The organism is Pseudomonas sp. FP1154, assembly GCF_030687245.1.
In the GTDB taxonomy this organism is placed as follows: domain Bacteria; phylum Pseudomonadota; class Gammaproteobacteria; order Pseudomonadales; family Pseudomonadaceae; genus Aquipseudomonas; species Aquipseudomonas rhizophila.
Genome location: NZ_CP117465.1, coordinates 3,224,663 through 3,246,966 on the forward strand (window position 1 = coordinate 3,224,663; position 22,304 = coordinate 3,246,966).

The window sequence follows — 22,304 nt, forward strand, 5'->3', positions numbered from 1 at the left end:
ACGGTGCGAAGGTTTGTGCCGTAGCCATTTCCACACATCTCCAAGTTACTCAATGCCCGGAAATTGCAATGGCTGAACGGCGCAATCGATTAAAGCACGTCCAACGGGTATTCGATAAAGGCCCGGACTTCATTCAGGTTGGGACCGACATCGCGGTCTGCCCGGTAGATCGAATTGCGCAACTTGAATGACATATCTTTCAACGTGCCGTCCTGAACAACGTATTTGACCTGATTGAAGAACTCACGCTCGGTGCCGTCCTGCTCGCCGCCAGCATCAATGTTGCTGCCGCGCACATAAGCAGTCTTGTAGGTGAGTCCCGGTAGTCCGAACTCCGCGAAGTCCAACTCGTAGCTTAATTGCCAGGACCGTTCGTCCTTCAGGTTGAAGTCGGAGTAGTATGAGTTTGCTACATAGATAGTGCTTCCGCCATCGCCATAGTCATAGGCATAACCTGCATCGCCGCTGTTACGCTGATGAGCAACGATGAAGGAATGCGCCCCGATGCTATACTTGGCCGCCAGGCTCCAGATGGTGTTGCTGTCGGTTACCCCATCGCCGCCAAAATCCAGCGCGGCTTGAGAGCCATTATCGTAGTCAGTGCGATAGATGTTGAAGTCCAGGTTCAACGCTTGGAGTTCGGAAAACGGCACCGTATAGTTCACGTTGCCATAGTACTTCCTGTAGGTGTCCTCGACGTCGGAGTGATAAACCGCGACACTCAAAGCGTCGCTGACGCCGTAAGTGCCACCGATCACGTCGATGCTCTTCAGACGATTCGGATCCCGCGCTGAATCACCCATCGGGCTATCGGCGGTAAATCGCCCGACATTCAATTCCAGTCCTTCGATTTCCTTGCTCGTGATCAGCGTACCGGTAAACGCCTCGGGCAATAGACGAGAGTCGTCATACGCCAGCACCGGCATCGACGGGAACTGGTTACCGTAGCGCAGGACAGTGTTGGAAATACGCAGTTTGAGAACAGCGCCAGCTTCCGACAGATCGTCCACCGGGTGCCCATTACTATCGGTATCAAAAAAGGCTTTGTAGTTTCGACCCCGACCACTGTCGAGCTTGACGCCAAGCAGACCGAAAGCGTCCACCCCCACCCCGATGGTGCCTTGGGTGAAGCCCGACTGAAACGTACTGATAAAGCCTTGACCCCATACTTTGGCGTCGTTGGCGTGATTCTTGTAATCACGGTTGAAGTAGGCGTTACGCAACAGCAATTTCAGGTTGCTGTCCTCGACAAACCCTTTGGACTCGGACTGCTCACTGGCGGATGCAATCGGTGCGTTGATTGAGAATAACGTACACGCCAACGCGATAGTTTTACGATTAATCATAGATGCTCCCAAGAAACCGTTTGGATTATTATTGGCAGAACACTTACGTGAGGGTTGCCCAGAATAGATGGCAACTGATGCAGGCGTGACTGGCATTAGAAATGCCAGCATATGCTGCGAGCCGATAAATACAACTGATGACGGTCTTGGTACAGCAATATTCTTTAATTATGGATATCAATGCAAATAATAAAAATAGGTCCATTTACATGGTAAATTTATATCCGTGGAAAGCAGGTGTTGCCGAGTTGAGAGGCCGGTATGATCTGTGCTCCATCCTTTGGTTTTCCGCCTGTCACCAGGCGGTTTTTTTGCCTTGAGCTAGATTTATCATTGTGAATGATAGCTGCGCTGACCATGTCTGCATTTCACTTCTAAGTCAAACATAAAAAGTCGCTCAACCCACCTATCACTTAGCGTGATAATCTAAGTTTGATTTCTCCAGAAGCGGTTAAGGAAATTTTTACCAATGCAGCGCTACGTTTTTTTGCGAGACGAAGCCAGAGATAGTGCAACTCCTCCTAACACTGCGATCGTAGCAATCAACAAGCGCGATGAAATAGACTCACCCAAAAAAATGACGGCCCCGAGAGACGCAATGATCGGAACACTCAGCTGAAGTATGGCGGCGTGGTGTCCGGAAATTCGCCTTACAACCCCATACCAGATTGCATATCCGGCGCCGGAAGCTAATACACCCGATGCCACGGCGTACACCAAACCAGCGCCACTCATGTGCGGGCCCTCTCCCGACACTACACCCCATAACAGACAAGTCAGAAATGGCAAACTTTTCAGAAAATTTCCTGAGGTATCAGCAATTGGGTTGACGGCCCCACGACCAATAAGCGAATAAGCCCCCCAAGCGATCCCGGAAATTGCCATCATCATCGAGTCATGGAATTCGGGCGTAGTCGAGCCCGGGAGGAGCAGAATGATCAAACCACTGAATGCGATTAGCATACCCGCCATTACGCTGTAGCTGACCCGCTCTCCTTTACACCAGGAATACGTGACCATGGTAATTTGCACAGTGCCAAACAATATCAATGCGCCTATGCCGGCACCGAGTTCGACGTAGGCCATCGAGAAGAACCAGGCGTATATGAACAACAACACGCCACCCTTCCAGCTCCCGCCCTCCGCTTTACTCAGCCTCTTCATACGAAGTAGCAACAGGAGAAAAATCGCACCGCTTAACAAGCGAATTGCAGTAAAGGATTCAGGGTCGATATCTCCGTCAATTAGCGCCAAGCGGCAGAACAGCGAATTGGCGGCGAACGCGAACAGACTCACTAACGCTGGTAGAATCCAGGCCCTTCTGTCACCCACCATCGCGCCCTTGCGGTTGTCATTCATTCGTAGGCCGCCTTAAGTTTACGGGAGTGGTGTTTGAGTTTCTGAAAGCGTTGGGTAGTCGATATAACCTTCAGCACCCTGGCTGTAATAGGTATCCATATTGTCCTCGTTCAAGGTCGCGCCTTTGTGCAGCCGATCGACTAGATCTGGATTGGCCAGGAAGGGACGTCCGAAGCTGATGGCATCGGCTAGACCGCTCTGGAGGTCGGCCTGTGCTCGCGTTACGTCATAGTCGCTGTTGAGGATGATCGGACCTTTGAAATGCTCGCGGATCAATGGAGAAAGCCGTGGTACGTCGGTCGCTCCAAACGTACCCGTTCGGCGGCGGTTCACGTAGCTCCAGAAAGGACCGATATCATTCAGCATCTTTGCAGCTGCCGTAAACAGAGGGACGGGATCGCTGTCGTCCACACCATAGCTCTCACCATTGGGGGATAGCCGAACCGCTGTGCGATTCGCACCTACGGCATCCGCCACCGCTCGCGTCACCTGCTCTAATAGGCGCACACGATTTTCAACGCTTCCGCCATATTCATCGGTGCGCATATTGCTATTGTCGCGTAAAAACTGGTCCATCAATTGGCCGTTTGCCGCGTGTATCTGAACTCCGTCAAAACCCGCAGCCATGGCATTCTTCGCCGCTCGGATATAATCAGCGATAAGACCCGGAATCTCCTCCTGAGTCAGGGGACGGGCCACCTCAAAAGGCTTCTTGCCGTCATAGGTGTGGGCATCCCCTGGCATTACGGTCGCGCTTGACGAAATGGGTTGTTGGCCGGTGACGGCGGAATGCGCCATGCGACCCATATGCCAAAGCTGGGCGATGATCAGACCACCTTTGTCATGCACCGCCTGTGTGACAGGCTTCCAGGCGTTCACTTGCTCCTCAGACCAGATCCCCGGTGCGTAAGGCCAGCCAACGCCTTGGCGTGAGATGCCCGTAGCTTCGCCAATGATGAGTCCGGCTGATGCGCGTTGTGCGTAATATTGGGCCATGATCTCGGTCGGGACGTGTTCGCGTGTCGCGCGAGCACGGGTCAGAGGAGCCATAATGATTCGATTAGAGGCCTTCAACGCTCCAAGCACTACGTGTTCAAAAAGCGGCTTCATGAATTTTCCTTCAGACAACAATAAGGAGCTGAGCGGCGCCAACGCCTCCTCACCGGTCACTACCAGCCCTCAGCAGGATAGCGACGATGCGATCACCTTCGTTAGAAGGCTCAGTCGATCTCCAGTGAAAGCGACGCGACGCGAAGAAATAATCTTCTGTAGGTTCAGCATGTTTGGGTGATGCTTTGTGAATATGCCGTCGCCCCACGCGTGTATACAGGTCAAAACCTGGCTAATTTAATTGCTGTTTTTAGAACAATGATCTGATCGCGCTAAACCTCTAAATCATTTCGTCAGCTGAAATTCACTTTTGTAAGAAAACCGTATTCCCCCCTCATCGTCCATGTCGAAGAATCGCAAGGAAGCCGGTTGCTTCTCAAAACGCATGGTAAGCACCTATCAAATGTTGTATGCGCAATGGCGCGGGTCCTCTTGGTCCTAAAGGATCACGGAAGGAATTTGCGAGTTCTAGGGGTAGCGAATGGATCGATTTCGAGAAATGGAGATTTTTCTATCGGTAGTGGATGAGGGAAGCTTTGTGGCTGCAGCGCGGCGCGAAGGCATTTCACCACCGAGCGTAACGCGAACAATAGCAGCGCTTGAGCAACGGATAGGGCTACCCCTCGTCTCGCGGAATAGTCGTAGCATGAATTTAACTGAAGCCGGCGAACGGTTCCTACTTGATTGTCGACATATTCTGAATGGCATAAAGGCCGCGGAAGCGGCAGTCACAGGACAACATACTGCACCAGTCGGTCTTATCAGATTATCAGCGCCGATGATATTTGGAGGGATGTTTGTTGCTCCGCTTGTCAGGCAGTACCTAGAGCAGTTCCCGGCCGTAAGATTTTCGTGCTTATTCGTCGACAGGGAGACTGACATGCTGAACGAGGGCATCGATATTTGCATTAAGATTGGACACTTTGAATTGAACGCCGGTCATTCCATAAAAATTGGAGAAACCAGACAGGTTTTGTGTGCCTCTCCTTCCTATTTTCAAAAGCATGCCCGTCCAACACACCCTGAGCAACTTCGTGACAACGACATTATCAATTGCACTGCCAGCGCACTGCCCCCTACTTGGCAATTTCAAAACGGTGACCAGTTACTCACAATCACTCCTTCGGCCCGGATGGATGTCACTTGCAACCAGGCCGCTGTCAGCATAGCACTCGATGCTTGCGGAATTACTCGGGCATTCTTATACCAAGTAGCCGACTATGTACGGCGCGGACAATTGGAACTACTGCTTGAAGACTATGAGCTTCCTGCGCTCCCCGTGAATTTGATTTTCCGGGAGCGAATCAAAAGCTCATCATCGATATATTCATTTTCAGATTTTCTAGTCAAGAATTTACCAGCCGCGGCGAGGGGGCACGCTTAGATGTGCGCTACGCCTCCAACCTCATAGCGCTCCGGAGACTGAGGCCAAGCATCATTTGCGCCGAGTCATCAATCAAGAGCACTGAATCGTTAAGGGGCAATAATTGACTCAATTGAACTTCCTCTAAAGCGCTTTTCTGTTCTCTCGTAGCGCTACATCCTTAGAAACCAGCCCTAGACAATAATAACGACTCGGAAAACTCTTGCATGAAGTAAAAGGGGCTCAGCACTTACCATGTGCGTTGGCCCCTAGCAAAATCCTATAGATTCCATCCCGAATAAAAATTATGCCCCTAGATCACCGCTTTTCCCTAGGGGAGATAGTCCAACAGCTCATCGGTTGTCATTACGTTGCAGTAGATCATGTTGAGGATCTCCAACTCCTTATTGTGAAGCTCTATGCTGCCGGCCGCGCTGGCATCGTCGATCACAATGACATCGAAGCTCTCGTCGGCGAGGCTACGCACTGTGGATGACACGCACTGGTCGGTGAACAGCCCCGCGCACACCACATGGGTGATGCCCAAGTTGCGCAAGATCAGTCGCAGGTTGGTACCCGTCAATGCGCTGTCTGTCGTCTTCAGAACGACGATCTCGTCCGATGCAGGGGCGAGACGGTCGATCACCTGAGAGGCATGCTCGTTCGCAGGTAGCAGCAGGTTGTTCCAGCCAGGCTTTTTCTGGCTCAGCGAACGATCGCCGCCATCTTCTTTCTGACAGCCGATGCGCGCGAACAGGACTTCGAGATCCGCCCTGCGGAAAGCACCAATCAATCGTTCCAGGTTCGGAATTACGGTTCCATGCATTCGCTGATGGAACGGAGTCCAAGCGTCGAATCGGGCCCGCTCCACTTTGTCGAGCGATGCGGGGTCCGGGCGTTCCAGGTAGGTGTTTTGGACATCGATGACCAGTAGCGCCACCTTGCCTTTAGCAAGCACAGGATCATCGGGTTCTGGCGCCCCCGCGTAATACATCGATCGACGTGCAGTTTTCCAGTCTTTGAACATGAGTATTTCCTCGGTTTGCACAGAGTTGCCGTGGCCCACTCCAAGCGGACCCGCGGCGATTTCTCCGGTTATGCCTTGGCTGTCAAAGCCGCTGACAGCTTCGCGGAAGCTCATCTAGAAATACCGTACCCCGATCCGACAGCTCCAACAGCCCAGGCTTGCCGCCTCGCTGTGCCCCGGTAAACGCACCGGCGGCGTAGCCGAACAGCTCACTCTCGGCCAGGCTTTCCGGCAGCGCTGCACAGTTCAGGGCTAGGAACGGTGCGTCTCGTCTTGCACTCATGGTGTGACAGGCCCTCGCTACAAGTTCCTTACCCGTCCCCGTCTCGCCCTGAATCAACAACGGTGCGTCCAGCCCGTCAACCTTGTGCAGTCGCGTCTTGAGCTGTGCTAGCACCGGCGACTTCCCCAGTAAAGCGTCCAGCCCTTCCGCATGATCGTGATGCAGAGAAGCCAGGCGCTCACCGATACGGCTCGGAGGGTAAAGCGTCAACAATCCACCCGCGAGCAAACGCGAACTCTGTGTCGTACCGATAATGGGAGTGGCGTCAAGCAACAGGTCGTGTCCTTTGAAATTGACCTCACACATCGGCAACCGAAAGCTTTTGTCCAACAAGGCCCTTGTGAAGTTCGGTGCTGTGAACAAATTCGAAAGGGGCTCTCCCGTTGGATCGCTGCCATAAAGACTGATCAGTTCGGGGTTGGCCAACAGGACATACCCCCCCGGATCAACCGCCAATACCGGATCGCTCATAGCGGCTAACAACGCATCAAGTTGAAGACGGCGACATTGACCCGGGAGCATGTCGACCAGCTCCACAGCTTTGACGCCTTCTACTCGTAATAACGCATAATTGAGCTCGTCCAGCACCGTCTGACTCAGGTCTGGCGCATCGATGTAGACGTTAGGTGGAATCATCTCCACCGCGTCCAGGTTGAGGTTTCGCGCGCCGAGCAGTGCCAGCACTTCTTGGGTAATACCGACGCGATCATTGAATGTGACGTGGATTCGCATGATGCGCCTCGATCAAAGGGTTGGGGGAGTTTAAAGTTCCGCGATCAGAGAAAACCTACCGGTAAACGCTTGTTCAAAAAGAAAGACAAGAATCCCGCATTCGAGATCCATTTCAAGTAAGTATTCAGGGATTCCCGTGCCAATTGATATTGAAAGCTTATGATGAAGCCGCCGACCTATCGCCGTTTTGCGCCAACTCCTACACTCAGAACAGATGAAACAGTTACCAGCGCAGGATAAGCCATAATGCACAAAACCCTGTGGGAGCGAGCCTGCTCGCGATAGCGATGGAACAGCCAGCCATGGTATTTCCTGAGACACCGCTATCGCGAGCAGGCTCGCTCCCACAGGTTTTTCGTCAGTCCTATTGCCCACAGGAGCACAGCATGACCGCAACCGTTCTTGTACTGGTTGAAACCGTCAACGAATACCTGCCGATTCTTGAGCGTCAGGGCTATCACTTGGAGTTGGCGCCAACGCCTGCCGAGCGCAAGACGGCGATTTACGAACATGGAGAACGGTTCAGCGCGGTTCTGACCCGCGGTCCCCTGGGTTTGACGGCCGAGGAAATTGCCGCCCTGCCCAACCTGAAAATCATCTGCGTGATCGGCGCCGGCTACGAGCAGGTGGACCTGCAGGCCGCCCATCAGCGCGGCATCGTCGTGACCAATGGCGCCGGGGTCAATGCGTCGTCGGTAGCCGACCATGCCATGGCGCTGTTGCTGGCGTTGGTGCGCGATATCCCCCATTGCGATGCCGCCCTGCGACGGGGCGAATGGCCGAGGAGCGCGCGCCCTTCCCTGGCCGGTAAGCGGCTGGGCGTGTTGGGCCTTGGCGCAGTGGGCATGGCGATCGCCAAACGGGCCGCCCTGGGCTTTGACATGAGTGTCAGCTATCACAATCGCCGGGTACGCAACGACGTGCCCTACACCTTCTGCGCCACGCCCACGGAACTGGCGCGGGTCTCGGACTTCCTGATCGTCGCCACACCAGGCGGCCTGGATACCCGGCAGTTGATAAACAAGCAGAGCCTGGATGCGCTCGGTCCAAAAGGATTTCTGGTGAACGTCGCCAGGGCCAGCGTGGTTGCCACCGCCGACCTGATCAGCGCCCTGGAACAACGGCGAATTGCCGGAGCGGCCCTGGATGTGTTCGATCACGAGCCCGAAGTGCCGCAGGCGCTGAAGAACCTGCCCAACGTCGTCCTCACACCCCACGTGGCAGGCCTGTCGCCGGAAGCCACCCGCGCTATGGTGGAGTTGGTGGGCCAGAACCTGACCGCGTTCTTTTCCGGCAAACCGGTACTGACGCCGGTGCGCTTGCCCGACGAGGAGCGTTAGAGAACGCCCAATAGCGTCCACACGCGCCGGGATTCGGCATCGGCACTGATCAGTTCGCCCAGCAGCTCGTTCAACGGTTTGTTGCCCCACTCCACGCCGCGCCGGATCAAATAGGGCACCGGACTGTGGGGTTCGGTGCGAGCCAGGTAGCCGGCGATGACCAGCAACTGGCGATAGGCTTCCTCGCGGCTGGCCGGCTCCTGAAAAGCCAGGGTTGCCGCGGCGCCCACCTGCGCTGGGGCGGTTTGCGGCGTCACCGGCGGTGGTGCTTGCGCCGGCACGACGGTGGGTTGCTGTGGGTTCATCGCAATGAACTCCTCTATCAATGTCAGCAAGGCCTGTATCACGTCCTGCAGGGAGGAATAGCCTGGGGCCTGATCGCCCAGGTAGGCATCACTCCAGGCTTCGAGCCGTTGCAGGTGCTGCAGGCTCAGCATCAGGCTGCCCTGGCGATGCAGCCAGAACGACAATGGCGTGGTGCGAATCAGTTCGCTAAGTTTTTTCTGGTCGTTGCGCGCCGCTTCCGCCGAGGCCTTGGCGTTTTTACTGTCGTTGACCAACACCTGCTGGCGCTGCAAGCGTTGCCAGTCGGCCAGGCAGAAACCGTCGAAATCAGGGTCCCGGCCATCGAACAAGGGCACCCGTGTCAGTAACACTTCGCTGTAGCGACGGGCCAGCCACTCCAGCGGAATGACCCGCCACGACGGGTCACCGTCATCGGCCCGGGGATACAGCTGCTCGGGGTAGCGCTCACACAGACCCGCCACCAACGCCAGGCTGCCCGGCAGTCCTTCCAGCCCGGTCAGGTGTAACCAGGCCTCCCCCAGCCAGGCGCTGATCATCAAATCCTTGCTGCGCTCGAGCAGCAACACAGTGGCAAGTCTTTCCAGTTCCGGCCATTGGGCGCGCTTGATCGACGATTGCCACACACCTGTGGGCAGGCTGGTGTCGTCCTCCCGGCGCAACTCGCGCAACTGGTCGAACTCCGGCTCGTAGCGCAGATCCTGGCCACAGGGCGATTCGGCGCTGATCGGCTCAAGCAACCGGGGGATGAGTTCGGGCAAAGGGGATATCGGCAAGCTCACAAGCCCTCCTCGCGGGTTGCGATGGCGGTGCTCGATGAGGTCGCCATGAAAGGTGAACGGGGGGCCTGGGTCGGCAGCGGCGCAATCGACAGCGGCAGCTTCGAACCCTGGCTCATCAGCGACAAACGCAGGAACATCTGGGTCTGTTGCGCCGTGGTCGCCTGGGTCTGGGCCGTCACGGGCAGTTGCAGGGTCAGCGGGAAATCGGTGTAGTCGGCATTCGGCTGGCGCTGGCTCGACACCAGTGAGCGCATCAGGCGCAGCAACGCCCACGGCCCCTGGTACTCCCAGCCGGCTTCCAGATCGCGCACCACCAGGTCGGGTTGCAAGGGGTCGTTGGCCGGACGCTGGTAACCGTTACGGGCCCAGCGCAGGGTCAAACTCACCGGTTGCCCGACCATCCAGCGCAGGTTCTGCCCGGTTTCACCTGGGTAACTGATCTGTTGGTTGCCGGCGTTCAGCCCCCAGGCGATCACCTGATCCGCGCCGCGTTCCTGCTCGCGATCGGTTCGCCAGCGCACGTCCATTTCTACGCCGAGCAAGCCACTCTTGTCCCGCACGAACAGCGGCCCGAGCCAGGCACCGGCCTGTTTCAAACGGTTGAGAAAATCCTCCGCCGCCAATCGCTCCGGCGTCCGGCTCAACGCCAGTCCGGCCTGTGCCTGAGGCAGCCGCGTGTCGATCAGCTCCAGCAGGCGCTGGACCCGCGCCGGGTCGGCATCGCTGGCCCGCACGTCCTGGGAAAACGGAAAGCGCCCGGCCAGGTACTGATTGAAATAATTGGCCAGGTCATTCCAGGCGGTCGCCGCCTGGTTCTGTTGTAGATACAGGCAGCGCTGCAAGGCACTTTGTTGCAGCGTAACGGTGCGCACGGCCAGGTCGCCACGTCCGCCGGGCAGGCTGGACGTTTGCAGAATCTGCGCGCAGGACGTGGTGTCCATTTCGATGAAATCGCGACTTACCAATTGCTCCAGCTGGGCAGCCGCACTGGCCGGGTTCTGGTTTTTGTATTTGAGCAGTTCGTCGTTGAGCGCCATGAACCGGGCAACCTGATCGTGCTCCAGGGCCGACAGGTTGTCCTGCTGGACAATCAGCCATTCCAGCGCAGGCATACGATGCTCGGCGATCTGTAGCATGGCGCCGAACTGCTGGTTGAGGTTCAGCTTCAAGTCCTGAGGATCAGTGGCGCCGTACAACTGCAAGCCGAAGTTCTTCGAGCCGTCCCAGCGTTGGACATCGGCACGTTGAGTGAACAGTGGCTGGGCGTCGATTTCGTTCAGGCCGCTCTGGATCTGCGCCAACGCTCGGCGGTTGAGCAGGCGCTGAAAACGAATCGCCAGATCGCTGCGCTTCACATCCATGAAAGCTTTTTGCAGGGCAACGGCCTGGGAGGTCTGCACATTGAAACTCATGCCCGGTAGCGGTTGCTCGCTGTCATCCAGACTCAGCCACATGGCCCGCGCCGCCGCGCTTTCAGCAGCCTCCATCAGCGCCCCACGATAATCCGGCGGGATGCGCGGCAGTTCTTCATTGGCGTAGCTCTGGTAGCTGGCGAAGTAGTTCAAGGCAACGCTGAAATCGTCGCTGTCACCCCGGCCCATCGAGTCGGCGTTACTGTCCGACGGCGCCTTCTGCATGGCCAATGCCACGAAGTCACGCTTGAACAGCGCTTGTACCGCGCCGTCCAGCGCCGTGACATGCTCCTGCAGCACCAGCAAACCGCTGCCCTGCTGGACCAACAGATTGTCCCTGGAACCGGTCTGGACGATCCACTGGTCGCGAAAGCTCTGCTGCAATTTTGCCGCCTGGCTCTGCAGATCCTGCTCAAGATCCGGCCCCAGCAGCGTGCTGTGGCCCACCTTGTCCATCAACTGGGTGTAACCGGGCACCAGGTCCTGCCCCTTGCCCCGGCCCCAGGCCGAGTTGGTCAGGCTGACGAGCCTTTGCAGGTCATCGACCAACGCCATCAGCTCTTCGAGTTCGCTCAAGGAGTTGCCGCCGCCGGCCTCAAGCCGTTGCAGATGCAGCTTCAGGTAACCGGCCTGACGCACGAAGTTGTCCGCCAGAAAGTAATGATCCAGCCAGCGCTGCATCAGGCCCATGAAGTTATCGGCAATCACCGGGCGCGCGGCGTTCAGGTCCAGGCCTTTCAAATCGCTATTCTGGGCATCGAACAGCACCCGATTGTAAAAACGCGCCCGGCTCAAGGTCCCGGTGTTGAGGTTCAACGACAGGGCGTTGTTGCTCAGTTGCACCAGCTCGTCCAACGGTGCCTTGGGGTTGTTCACCGCCTGGCTGAACATCTGGTTGTGCTGTTCCAGGCGCACCGCACGCTCAACCAGGTCCTTGGCTTTCACGTAACTTTGCCATTGCGCCGGATCTTCGCTTTCCACGTTGCCGCGCCGCTCGGTATTGCGGATGCCCTTGAGTTGTTCGAGGTCCGAGACCAGCAGGTCACGCAGCGGCAATATCCAATGATGGCGGGCGGTCATGCGCAAGCCGTTGTCCCAGTTGTACGTCCACGGCGGAGAACCAGGAAGTCGGAAACACCACCGAGACGAAACGCCAGCGCGGGGCTTTTTCCAGCACGTTCCAGTAGTTCTGCACGTTGTGCCGAGTCGGCTCCAATTGCGGCTTGTCGGGGTCGACCACGACATGGTTTTTGTGCGCGCTGAGGACCAACCGCGACAAGCCCTCGGCTTGCTCGACCGAATCGTGCCAGACCCAGACCATGCTCCCCAGCCAGACCACGCCGACCACCAGCGCCACCCCACCGCCCAGCCGATGCCAGCGCTGGCGCAAGCGCAGCAGGCGTGGCACCGGCTGGGCCAGGCCCCGCTCGGCCACCAGCCGGCGCGACCACAATTGCCGAGCGAACACCGTCTGGCGCAAAACGCTGTCGCTGGCGGTCAACCCATCGCCGGTGACGGCCGGCGCCTGGCTGGCGGTGAAATACACGCCACGAAAGCGCGGTGCCTCGCCTTGCGCGTTGCCCTGGAAAACCGGTTCCAGCAGCAGCTGCATGGCGCGCCGCAACCCTTCGAAACGCTCCGGCAACCCATACAGATCGCTGCTCAACTGCCCCGACAGCGCGCCGATTTCGATGATCGACTGGGACAATGCGGCGTTGACCTGATCCAGCGCCTGATCGCTCCATTGCGATTGCCACGCCGCCTCGGGCGAATATGGCGACGACCAGCCCAGCGTCGATTCCCGCGCCTGGGCGGGCAAGGCGCTGACCAGTTCCTGGAACCCCGGCAGTTCTTCCATCCCGGTGATCACCACGTACACCGGCAAGCTCAGACCGAACCGTTGCAAGAGGTCGATGAAACAGCGCCGGACCTTGAGACTCAACTCGGTCGTCTGCTCGATGTCATCGAGCTTGCCGAACGGCACAGTCCAGATCACCGCATCCAGCGGCCGTCTGCTGCGCAGGCTCAGAATCAATCCCAACAGCCGCCACCAGTTACCCCGCTGCATGTTCATGCCCTCATCGGGCAAAAACAGCGCCTGGGGCACCACCAGCACCGCGCCTTCGGCATCCGACCACCAGCGGCCGAACCACGCCGCCTTGTCTGTCGGCTGCAAACGCCACTGGGCGCACAACTGCGCGCCATCGGCCTCGTTGCCCAGCATCAACAACCAGGGCATCTGATAGCGGTCCCGAGTGCCTTGCTCCTGCTCCATGTGGCGCACCGCGCCATAGAAGCTGCGGATAGCCGCGCCGCCCTGGGTGCGCAGCCACCAGATCGCCGCCGCAATCAGCAGCACCGCGACAATGGCGAGCAACACCAGGGCGACGATGCTCAAGAGGCTCATGAGTCCTGCTCCTGAACCACCGACTCGTTCAGTTGCAGCACCGGTTCAAGCTCTGATTGGATGTCACGCCAGAACACCTGCCCCAACCCGGTCAGCAGCAACACCATCGCCAGGATCACCAGGCCCAGGCGCAAACCGTCCGGCAACGACTGTTGAGCCGGGACACGTATCGGTGTGGCCGCCGCAGACATCGCCAGGCGCTGGCTGACATCGACATAATCGGGCTCGTGCTGCCAGGCGAACGTGAACAGCGCCACCCGCCATTTTTCGTGCTGGACCTGACCGGGCTCGCCCCGCAATCGGCCCTGAAAACCGAGAATCAGACACTGCAGGTACACGTTGGCCAGGTCCCGGGTGCCGGGCATCTGCTCATCGAGCAGTTTCTTGATAGCGGCCGGCAACCGTTCGCCGGCCTGACGGCTGGAGTACATGCGCGATTCGAGGGGATGCTGCTGCCAGGCCAGTTGTCCCGGCCATGGGGTGAACAGCAAGGTCTCGTCCACCAGCGCCACGAAGGCGTAGACCAATGCCTTGACCTGCTCGGTGGCCGCATCGCCCACGGTGGCAAAGGCAACCCGCCACAACCGCTGGGCGCTTCGACCGGAAAACTCCACCACCCGGCTGACCAATACCGCGGGGTCGCTGTCCTTGGGCAAGTCCTGCCAGTCCTGGGACCACTTCAGCCAAGCCTGACGAAACGCACTACTCAGCGGTGCCTCATGCAGACTCCGAACCGCCCCGCCACTTCCGTCAGGCATACGACTCCCCTTTTACGATCAGGCGCTTTCACCGGCTTGCGCCACAAACAACACCACTTGCCACGGACTGCTGGCCTGATGCGAGGCCGGCGCTACGATGTGCAACGGCAATTGCCCATCGAACCATTGCCCGCTGGCGGCCACCACGAACAACCGGGTGTCGTCACCCACGCTGTAGGCCACCTGTTCGTTGCGGCTCATGGCCTGATGGGGCAGACCGCTCATGCGTTGGCGACTCAACAACGGGATGTGCGGCGCCGACGCGATGATCGCCCCCCGCAACCACTCGGCGGCGGCTTGCTCACTGGCGCCGTTGGGCATACGCAGGCCGATCACCAGGCGCTGGTTCGGCTGGTCGTCAGGCAACTGGATCGAGAACACCTGGTCATCGCGCTCGAAGGCCAGGCTGCGATAACCGGCGCGGACCAGCTCCAGGGTGTTTTCCAACCAGTCCAGCAGCGGCTCATAGCCGCGTTGCAACTCAAGAAAATCCAATGGCGCAAAGGCCGGGACACCGGCCAGCGGATCGAGCGCCGACCAGCTACCAGCCAGCCCCAACAGCAGACCATGCAATGCCTGGGGCGTCGCCACCCGGGTGTTCAGCGCGCCTTCGACTTCCGGCAAACGCGCCCACAACGCAGTCAATTGACGGCGAATCTCCATGGCATCGTCCTGGTTACCGGCCGCCTGGGCCTGACGCAGGCGCCCGGCCAGGAACAGGCATTTCTCCCGGGCCCTGGCACACAGCCCGGCCACTCGCCGACCTAGAATCGATTCCGGCAACAGGATCGGCGTCGGCGGTGTGTAGGCCACCCGCAGGAAGCCGCCGCCCTCCTTGCGGATGCGCAACAGCGGCAGGCAGATCGAGTCGGCCTTGCTCAGTTGTGTGCACAGCCGAGGGTTCGGCCGCCACACCGTGATGGACTCGGGAAACTCGCCGCTGGTGAGATCCGGCAAGGCTTCACCCACTACCGATTGCAGCCGGCCCTTGAGCGGCAGCAATTGCCCGGCGCGCCAGAGCGGACTGATGGCCAGGTACACGGTCACCGTCGCGTCATCGGTCTTGTTCACCGCTTCGGTGATGTCCAGCTCCAGGGTCGGCCCGACCCCGGCCTGCACGTTGACCGGCAACCCGTCCGGCAAGGTGCCCTGCAGCTGCAACAGCCGGACTTGGCCGGCGCTGAGAGCCGAAGAGTCGACCTCAAGCTGGCTGACACCCCAGAACCAGGGGTTGCAGGCGCCGGCAAAATGCGCGGCCAGGGCTTCAGCGCGCAGGCCTTGCAATTGGAAGTGCTGGGGCAGCAACTGCATGCCCTCGTGCCAGCAAACCGCGTCAGGTAACAGACTCATACGACTCCCTTCGACATCCCAATGACGCCGCCCAAGGGCGGCCCGCGGTCACTCAAGGCTGACTGGCAAGCTGGCCATCGTTCACCAGGGTCATCTCACGACTTTCGAACTTCAGCCAAGCCTGGCGCTGATCGTCCAGCCGAAGCCGGTGGGCTCCGGGAGTGTTATAGCTGGCGAAGACCAAAAGTCCAGCGGCGCGCCTGCCCTCCAGAGGGAAGGGTTGGCGGTCGATGAATTGCCCCGGCACCAGCTCCAGCCCCCACACCGACATGAGTTGACGATAGTCGCGCTGGAACTGTTCACGCTCGGCAAACCACTGGCGTGCGCTGATTCCCGACAGCTGCTTGAGCAGATCCGGGTCGTTCACGGCGACAAAATCCACTGCGATGGGTGTGTCGTCATTGGCTCGGGGCGCGACGTCCAAGGTCAGGCTGTCGAGGTCGACACTGGGAGCAAACAGCGAACAACCGGTGAGCGCGACGCTCAAAAAAAATCCGGAAAAAAGAACACGCAAAATGAATCTTCCTTTTCTCAGCGGTCAAAAATTGTTTTTGCTTGCATTTTTATAGACCTGTTCTAGCGTCTTGGGTAGTTCGACCCACACAGTCGAATGCACCAGGTTCGTCAAGGGAATGACAGGTCTACTGCCCTCCATTTGCAACCTGCGGATCAGCAAGGGAATGCGATGAGCGGGCCCCCCGATGCATTGCTCCCTACATGCATCGGAGTCGGCCGCCATGGCAGAAAGTACCCAGCACAAGCTCGACAGAGTCCGTCCTCCCCGCGTCCAGATCACCTATGACGTGGAAATCGGCAATGCCATCGAAAAGAAAGAATTGCCACTGGTGGTCGGCATTCTGGCCGACCTCTCGGGCAAACCACTGGACCCGCTGCCCAAGCTCAACGAGCGGCGCTTCACCGAAATCGATCGCGACAATTTCAACGAGGTACTGGCCTCCATCTCCCCTCGCGCCACGCTCCAGGTGAATAACACCCTCAGCGGTGACGACAGCAAGCTCAACATCGAACTCAACTTCCGCCACATCGACGACTTCGACCCGGTCAAGGTTGTGGAGCAGGTCACGCCCCTGCGCCGGCTGTTCGAAGCCCGCCAGCGTCTGCGGGACCTGCTGACCAAGCTTGATGGCAACGACGACCTGGACAAGCTGCTGCGCGACGTGATCGCCAACACCGAAGGCCTGCAAGAGATCAAGTCAGCCCGCCCTCAGGATGCGCAAGACCTGCCGACCGAAGCCGCCAACGATGACCCAGCCCCGGCCGAACCACAGGCCTGATCGCGCTCATCACTCAAGGGAGATAAAGCCATGCCTGCTTCATCCAGCGCTCAAACCAGCGAGAGCACGACCCAGACCCTGTCCCTGCTGGACAAGATCATCGCCGAAGGCCGCATGGCCCACGACGACAGCCAGCAGGACTACGCCCGCGACATGCTGGCCGAATTCGCCACCCAGGTCCTCGACGAAGGCATGGCCATCGACAAGGACACCGTGGCCATGATCAACGACCGCATCAGCCAGATCGATCAGTTGATCAGCGCCCAGCTCAACGAAGTGCTGCACCACCCCGAACTGCAAAAACTCGAAGCCTCCTGGCGCGGCCTGCATCTGCTGGTGCAAAACACTGAAACCAGCACGCGGCTTAAACTGCGCTTGCTCAACGTGACCCAGAAAGAACTGCAGAACGATCTGGAAAAAGCCGTCGAGTTCGACCAGAGCGCGCTGTTCAAGAAGATCTACGAGGAAGAATACGGCACCTTCGGCGGGCATCCGTTCAGCCTGCTGGTGGGCGACTACACGTTTGGACGCCACCCCCAAGACATCGGCCTGCTGGAAAAACTGTCGAACGTCGCCGCCGCCGCGCACGCGCCGTTCATTGCCGCCGCCAGCCCCCGGTTGTTCGACATGACCAGCTTCACCGAGCTGGCCGTGCCCCGTGACCTGTCGAAGATTTTCGAAAGCCAGGAGCTGATCAAGTGGCGCTCGTTCCGCGAAAGCGAAGATTCGCGCTACGTGTCCCTGGTGCTGCCGCACTTTCTGCTGCGCCTGCCCTACGGCCCGGACACACTGCCGGTGGAAGGCATCAACTACGTCGAGGACGTCAACGGCACCGACCACAGTAAATACCTGTGGGGCAACGCCGCCTGGGCGCTGTCGCAACGCATCACCGAAGCCTTCGCCAAATATGGCTGGTGCGCGGCGATTCGCGGGGCCGAAGGCGGTGGCGCGGTAGCAGGCCTGCCGGCCCATACCTTCCGCACCAGCTCCGGGGACCTGTCGCTCAAATGCCCGACCGAAGTGGCGATCACCGACCGGCGCGAAAAAGAACTCAACGACCTGGGCTTCATTTCCCTGTGCCACAAGAAAAACAGTGACGTGGCCGTGTTCTTCGGCGGCCAGACCACCAACAAGGCCAAGCTCTACAACACCAACGAGGCCAACGCCAACGCGCGAATCTCGGCGATGTTGCCGTATGTGCTCGCCGCCTCGCGTTTCGCCCATTACCTGAAGGTCATCATGCGCGACAAGGTCGGCAGCTTCATGACCCGCGACAACGTGCAGACCTACCTCAATAACTGGATCGCCGACTACGTGCTGATCAACGACAACGCGCCGCAAGAGATCAAGGCGCAGTACCCGTTGCGCGAAGCGCGGGTGGACGTCACGGAGGTGGCGGGCAAGCCAGGGGCCTACAAGGCTACGGTGTTCCTGCGGCCGCACTTCCAGCTGGAGGAGCTGACTGCTTCGATCCGCCTGGTGGCGACCCTGCCGCCGCCGGTAGCGGCCTGACGGCCGAAACCTCTGGCGAGGAGCTTGTGGCGAGGGGATTTATCCCCGCTGGGCTGCGCAGCAGCCCCCTAAGCGGTCCACTTAGGGTGGTCAGATTTAGGGCCGCTTCGCGCCCCAGCGGGGATAAATCCCCTCGCCACAGGTTCGGCGTTCGTTTTTAACGGTATTGGGCCCCCCCATCTCGTCTTATTCAGGAGTTCCACACAATGGATGCGATCATTCTCGACCTCGGCGGCGACATCAAGGGCGACAGCCTGCTTGAGGGTTTCACGGACAAAATCGAAGTCATGTCCTACAGCCACAACGTGGCGATGCAAGTCACCAATGACGTCAGCAACTCGGAACGTACGTCCGGCAGGCCCCACATCGGCGAATTCACCCTGACCAAATTCGTCGACAGTTCTACCCCCACCCTCAACGAATATTGCTGCGCCGGTAAACCGATCCCCGAAGCCATCATCACCATCGGTCGCAACGCTGCCGAAGGCAGCGGTCAGATCATGCCGTTCATCGTCTACACCCTGACCAACGTCGTGCTGTCCAACGTCAGCGTCAGTGGCGGTACAGGCGGCAAACCGGTGGAAACCCTGTCGCTGAACTTCACCAAGATCAAATGGGAACTCACCGCGCAGAAAGACGATGGCACCAAGGAAGGCACGGCGGGCACGACGTGGGACCTGGCGGCCAACAAGATGACCAAGTAAGGAAGCCGCGCCCATGGCTGGCTTCGGGCTTCGCCCTCCCCTGTTCGAACGCCTGGCCAGCCCGGCGCAAGACCCTGAGCGGGCGTTCGACCGGCAGGCGCTGCAGGACTCGGTTCATGCCGAACTGCTGCGCCTGTTCAACACCCGACGCGGCCCGAAGGCGCTGACCGAGCCGCCGAGCATTCTGGATTACGGCATCGCTGACTGGACGGCGCTACAACAGCAGCGCAGCGATGACCGTCGCCAACTGACCCGCGAGATCCGTCAGGCCATCAACCACTTCGAACCGCGCCTGCGATTGGGCGAGGTCCAGGTCAACCCTGTGCCGGGTCATCCCCAGCAACTGAACATACGGCTATTGGGCGAGTTGCGCGGTGATCAGCACTCATGGCCTGTGGCATTTGTCATCGAGCCCGCCGGCGACGGCCTTGAGGTACGACATGAGCGACTCGATTGACCCGCAACTGCTGGATTATTACCAGCGTGAATTGACCTGGCTGCGACATGCCGGGAGCCTGTTCGCCGAACGTTACCCCAAGGTCGCCAGGCGTCTGGAGCTGTCTCCCGGCGAATGCCCGGACCCGCATGTCGAGCGACTGCTGGAGGGCTTCGCACTGCTGGCCGCCCGCTTGCAGCGAAGACTGGACGACGACTACGCCGAGTTCAGCGATGCCTTGCTCGAACAGCTTTACCCTCTGGCCCTGCGTCCTCTGCCGTCCTGCGCCATCGTGCAGTTCGAGCCCGACCCGAGCAAAGGCAACCTCAATGAAGGCTACCCCCTGCCCCGGGACACGCCCTTGTTCGTCACCACCGACAAGGGGCAGAGCATTCATTTTCGCACCACGGCCGCCGTGCGCCTGTGGCCGGTCGAAGTCAGTGAAGCGTTGCTGCTGGGCAGCGATGAGGCTCAGGCGCTGACGGGGGTGGTGCAGGCGCGTTCCGCCTTGCGCCTGAACCTGCGTTGCCTGGGGGAAAGCCAATGGTCGACGCTGGGGATCGATTCTCTGCGGGTGCACCTGGCAGCCTCACCAATGATCAACGCCTGGCTGTATGACCTGCTCGGCGCCCATGCCGTGAAGGTCCTGGCCGGCCCACCGGGCAGCGTGCCGGAACCCCTGACCGGCCTGCCTGAGATCGTCGGTTTCGCCAGTGATCAAGCCTTGCTGCCGGACGAGGACGGAGTGCATCCCGGCATGCGCCTGCTGGCGGAGTACTTTGCCTTCCCCGACAAATTCGGCTTTTTCGACCTGCCACTGGCCGGAGCGTCCAGCGACAGCCAAGCTTTGTACCTGTACATCGTGTTCGACCGTGCCCCCGTCAGCCGCCTTCCGCTCCAGGCCAGCGACATCGCCCTGGGCTGCGCGCCAGTGATCAACCTGTTCCCCAGGACGTCCGAGCCGCTACGCCCGGACGGCACCCGCAGCGAATACCGCCTGGTGGCCGACAGTCATCGAGAGAACAGCGTCGAGATCCACAGCATCCGCGGCATGCGCGCGACGTCGAGCCAGGGGGTGCGCAAAGTCCCGGCCTATTACGGCAGCCAGCACGGCAACGACCAGGCCTATTACTGGCATGCGCGGCGAGTCAGCGGCATGAGCCCCAATCGCCTGGGCACCGATTTGATGGTCAGCCTGGTGGATACTCAGTTCGACCCGCTGGCTGACACGCGGGACTACAGCCTCACCGCCGAGTTGCTGTGCACCAACCGCCATCTGGCCCAGAGCCTACCGTCCGGCACCGCGCTGGGTTTTGAGCGTCCCGGGCCGGTGGCCTGGGCTCGCCTGCGCAACCCGCCCAGCCCGCAGAGCCTGCCACGCCTGGATGGCGAATCGCGCTGGAGACTGGTGTCGCAATTGACCCTCAACCACCTGTCGCTGGTGGAAGGTCCCCAGGCTCTCGACGCGCTGCGGGAAATTCTCGAATTGCACAATCTGCGGGACGAGGCCAGCGCCCGGCGACAGATCGCCGGGGTGCTGGAACTGACCTGTGACCGGGTCATCGCCCATGTCGGCGAAGACGCCTGGCGCGGGTGGCGCAACGGGTTGCAAGTAAGCCTGCAACTAGACCCGCAACACTTCGTCGGCAGCAGTGCCGTGCTGTTCTCCGGGGTGCTGGCGCAGTTCTTTTCCCTCTATGCCACCGCCAATCGTTTCGTGCGCACCGTACTCGTTCAGTCGGACAGGGAGGTGAAAACATGGCAACCCCAAGCCGGCAAACCCCTGACGCTCTGAACCTGAGCGAACGTTTGCGGCGCGACCCGCATCGTTTCGAATGGCTTCAGGCATTGCTGGTGCTGGAGCGCGAACAGCCCCAGGCCGAAACCCTGGGCAGCGGCACCGCGCCCCACGCCGAAGCCCTGCGCCTGCGGGGACCGCTGACACCGCTGTTCGCCGCCAGTGAAGTCGAAAGCCTGAAGCAAGAGCCCGGCACGGCACCCATCCTGACCACGCCGATCTTTGGCCTCGGCGGCCCCGACGGCCCCTTGCCCTACGCCTATCAGGAATGGCTGCAACAACGGGCACGGGCGCGCGATCATGCGCCGGCGGAGTTTCTCGACCTGTTCCAGCATCGTCTGCTCAGCCTGCTCTACAAAGTGATGCGCAAACACCGCATCGCCCTGGGTTTTACCGCACCGGCGGCGTCTGCCGTGCAGGCGCAATTGCGTGCATTGACCGGCCTGCTGCCCAAGGCGTTGCAAGAACGCCAGGCCGCACCCGATGCGGGCGTGCTGGCGTGTACCGCACTGTACGCCGATGGCCGGCGCTCCCTGGCCGGGTTTGCAGCCATCGTGCGCGAACAGTTCGGGCTGCCGGTGGAACTGACCGCCTACAAAGGTGGCTGGCGCGAAATTCCTCCCGCCAGCCGCAGCCGCTTGCAGCCCGGCGGGCGCAACTTGCGCTTGGGCCACAGCGCGGTCGCCGGCACTCGGGTCTGGGACGAACATGCCGGCGTGCGCCTGACCCTCGGCCCGCTGACCGCGGTTCAGGCCAATGCATTGCTGCCCACCGGCGAGACCCATCCGTTACTCGCCAGCCTTTACGCCTTGTACTTCGGTCCCGATCTGGATTGCACCCTGGTGCTGCTGATCCGTGGCGCCGGGCCACTGCAACTGGTTCGCCAGGCGCCGCCACGATTGAGCTGGAACGGTGGCCTGCAACGCCAGCCGAACCTTGCCGTACAACGGATCGAAACTCGCCTTCGTCAGCCGGAGATCGCCTGAA

At 59.7% G+C, this 22,304-nt stretch carries 16 protein-coding genes and 3 pseudogenes; 9 read left to right on the forward strand and 10 right to left on the reverse strand.

The window, feature by feature from the left end:
* Positions 1–89 precede the first annotated feature (89 nt).
* From PSH91_RS14520 to PSH91_RS14530, 3 genes are all read right to left on the reverse strand, one after another.
* Complete coding sequence (locus PSH91_RS14520; protein WP_305466005.1) at positions 90–1,346, reverse strand: OprD family porin; 1,257 nt, start codon at positions 1,344–1,346, stop codon at positions 90–92.
* Between the two features lie 477 nt (positions 1,347–1,823).
* Positions 1,824–2,705: a DMT family transporter gene (locus PSH91_RS14525; RefSeq protein WP_257220718.1), complete on the reverse strand. Its 882-nt coding sequence runs from the start codon at positions 2,703–2,705 to the stop codon at positions 1,824–1,826.
* An 18-nt stretch (positions 2,706–2,723) separates the two neighbouring features.
* A complete protein-coding gene (locus PSH91_RS14530) occupies positions 2,724–3,815 on the reverse strand; it encodes an alkene reductase (protein ID WP_305466008.1) in 1,092 nt (363 codons plus the stop codon).
* A gap of 499 nt (positions 3,816–4,314) precedes the next feature.
* Between PSH91_RS14530 and PSH91_RS26750 the strand changes: the two are divergent.
* Together PSH91_RS26750 and PSH91_RS14535 are read left to right on the forward strand one after the other, a co-directional pair.
* Positions 4,315–4,425: pseudogene (locus PSH91_RS26750) on the forward strand (LysR family transcriptional regulator); the annotation flags it as partial.
* A 36-nt stretch (positions 4,426–4,461) separates the two neighbouring features.
* Positions 4,462–5,199, forward strand: coding sequence for a LysR substrate-binding domain-containing protein (locus PSH91_RS14535; protein WP_305466009.1), 738 nt, complete (start codon positions 4,462–4,464; stop codon positions 5,197–5,199).
* Positions 5,200–5,509: 310 nt separating this feature from the next.
* Here the strand turns inward: PSH91_RS14535 and PSH91_RS14540 are convergent, their stop codons facing one another.
* Entirely contained in the window at positions 5,510–6,319 is an 810-nt protein-coding gene (locus PSH91_RS14540; protein ID WP_370695159.1) for a cysteine hydrolase family protein, read from the reverse strand.
* Positions 6,312–7,220, reverse strand: a pseudogene (locus PSH91_RS14545) (sigma 54-interacting transcriptional regulator); the annotation flags it as partial. The pseudogene PSH91_RS14545 and the gene PSH91_RS14540, both read right to left, overlap by 8 nt.
* A 386-nt stretch (positions 7,221–7,606) precedes the next feature.
* Between PSH91_RS14545 and PSH91_RS14550 the strand changes: the two are divergent.
* A complete protein-coding gene (locus PSH91_RS14550; protein ID WP_047225744.1) occupies positions 7,607–8,560 on the forward strand; it encodes a 2-hydroxyacid dehydrogenase in 954 nt (317 codons plus the stop codon).
* Here PSH91_RS14550 and tssA read toward each other — a convergent pair.
* The 5 genes and pseudogenes from tssA to PSH91_RS14575 form a co-directional block, all read right to left on the reverse strand.
* Complete coding sequence (tssA, locus tag PSH91_RS14555; RefSeq protein WP_107322348.1) at positions 8,557–9,645, reverse strand: type VI secretion system protein TssA; 1,089 nt, start codon at positions 9,643–9,645, stop codon at positions 8,557–8,559. The genes PSH91_RS14550 and tssA overlap by 4 nt on opposite strands.
* Positions 9,642–13,464: pseudogene (locus tag PSH91_RS14560) on the reverse strand (type VI secretion system protein). Before PSH91_RS14560 ends, tssA begins: the two are co-directional and overlap by 4 nt.
* Positions 13,461–14,222, reverse strand: a complete 762-nt coding sequence (locus tag PSH91_RS14565; RefSeq protein ID WP_160892238.1) for a DotU family type IV/VI secretion system protein — start codon at positions 14,220–14,222, stop codon at positions 13,461–13,463. The pseudogene PSH91_RS14560 and the gene PSH91_RS14565 overlap by 4 nt, the downstream one beginning before the upstream one ends.
* A gap of 18 nt (positions 14,223–14,240) precedes the next feature.
* Positions 14,241–15,572, reverse strand: coding sequence for a type VI secretion system baseplate subunit TssK (gene tssK, locus PSH91_RS14570; protein ID WP_305466011.1), 1,332 nt, complete (start codon positions 15,570–15,572; stop codon positions 14,241–14,243).
* Between the two features lie 52 nt (positions 15,573–15,624).
* Positions 15,625–16,086, reverse strand: a complete 462-nt coding sequence (locus tag PSH91_RS14575; protein ID WP_047225739.1) for a hypothetical protein — start codon at positions 16,084–16,086, stop codon at positions 15,625–15,627.
* A gap of 223 nt (positions 16,087–16,309) precedes the next feature.
* Here PSH91_RS14575 and tssB point away from each other — a divergent pair, with 223 nt between their 5' ends.
* The 6 genes from tssB (at position 16,310) to tssG (ending at position 22,303) form a co-directional block, all read left to right on the forward strand.
* Positions 16,310–16,867, forward strand: a complete 558-nt coding sequence (gene tssB, locus PSH91_RS14580; RefSeq protein ID WP_047225738.1) for a type VI secretion system contractile sheath small subunit — start codon at positions 16,310–16,312, stop codon at positions 16,865–16,867.
* A 30-nt stretch (positions 16,868–16,897) separates the two neighbouring features.
* Positions 16,898–18,379, forward strand: coding sequence for a type VI secretion system contractile sheath large subunit (gene tssC, locus PSH91_RS14585; RefSeq protein ID WP_047225737.1), 1,482 nt, complete (start codon positions 16,898–16,900; stop codon positions 18,377–18,379).
* 206 nt (positions 18,380–18,585) lie between these two features.
* Positions 18,586–19,083: an Hcp family type VI secretion system effector gene (locus tag PSH91_RS14590; protein WP_047225736.1), complete on the forward strand. Its 498-nt coding sequence runs from the start codon at positions 18,586–18,588 to the stop codon at positions 19,081–19,083.
* A 13-nt stretch (positions 19,084–19,096) separates the two neighbouring features.
* Positions 19,097–19,540: a type VI secretion system baseplate subunit TssE gene (gene tssE / locus PSH91_RS14595; RefSeq protein WP_047225735.1), complete on the forward strand. Its 444-nt coding sequence runs from the start codon at positions 19,097–19,099 to the stop codon at positions 19,538–19,540.
* Complete coding sequence (tssF, locus tag PSH91_RS14600; protein ID WP_305466013.1) at positions 19,524–21,314, forward strand: type VI secretion system baseplate subunit TssF; 1,791 nt, start codon at positions 19,524–19,526, stop codon at positions 21,312–21,314. The genes tssE and tssF overlap by 17 nt, the downstream gene beginning before the upstream one ends.
* A complete protein-coding gene (gene tssG, locus PSH91_RS14605; RefSeq protein ID WP_076384391.1) occupies positions 21,278–22,303 on the forward strand; it encodes a type VI secretion system baseplate subunit TssG in 1,026 nt (341 codons plus the stop codon). Before tssF ends, tssG begins: the two co-directional genes overlap by 37 nt.
* The last annotated feature ends 1 nt before the right edge of the window (position 22,304 follow it).

Bases quoted from the DNA above. Each gene is read 5' to 3' on its own strand.
- PSH91_RS14520 (WP_305466005.1), bottom strand. From the start codon at position 1,346: ATGATTAATCGTAAAACTATCGCGTTGGCGTGTACGTTATTCTCAATC.
- PSH91_RS14525 (WP_257220718.1), bottom strand. From the start codon at position 2,705: ATGAATGACAACCGCAAGGGCGCGATGGTGGGTGACAGAAGGGCCTGG.
- PSH91_RS14530 (WP_305466008.1), bottom strand. From the start codon at position 3,815: ATGAAGCCGCTTTTTGAACACGTAGTGCTTGGAGCGTTGAAGGCCTCT.
- PSH91_RS14535 (WP_305466009.1), top strand. From the start codon at position 4,462: ATGAATTTAACTGAAGCCGGCGAACGGTTCCTACTTGATTGTCGACAT.
- PSH91_RS14540 (WP_370695159.1), bottom strand. From the start codon at position 6,319: ATGAGCTTCCGCGAAGCTGTCAGCGGCTTTGACAGCCAAGGCATAACC.
- PSH91_RS14550 (WP_047225744.1), top strand. From the start codon at position 7,607: ATGACCGCAACCGTTCTTGTACTGGTTGAAACCGTCAACGAATACCTG.
- PSH91_RS14565 (WP_160892238.1), bottom strand. From the start codon at position 14,222: ATGCCTGACGGAAGTGGCGGGGCGGTTCGGAGTCTGCATGAGGCACCG.
- tssK (WP_305466011.1), bottom strand. From the start codon at position 15,572: ATGAGTCTGTTACCTGACGCGGTTTGCTGGCACGAGGGCATGCAGTTG.
- tssB (WP_047225738.1), top strand. From the start codon at position 16,310: ATGGCAGAAAGTACCCAGCACAAGCTCGACAGAGTCCGTCCTCCCCGC.
- tssC (WP_047225737.1), top strand. From the start codon at position 16,898: ATGCCTGCTTCATCCAGCGCTCAAACCAGCGAGAGCACGACCCAGACC.
- PSH91_RS14590 (WP_047225736.1), top strand. From the start codon at position 18,586: ATGGATGCGATCATTCTCGACCTCGGCGGCGACATCAAGGGCGACAGC.
- tssE (WP_047225735.1), top strand. From the start codon at position 19,097: ATGGCTGGCTTCGGGCTTCGCCCTCCCCTGTTCGAACGCCTGGCCAGC.
- tssF (WP_305466013.1), top strand. From the start codon at position 19,524: ATGAGCGACTCGATTGACCCGCAACTGCTGGATTATTACCAGCGTGAA.
- tssG (WP_076384391.1), top strand. From the start codon at position 21,278: ATGGCAACCCCAAGCCGGCAAACCCCTGACGCTCTGAACCTGAGCGAA.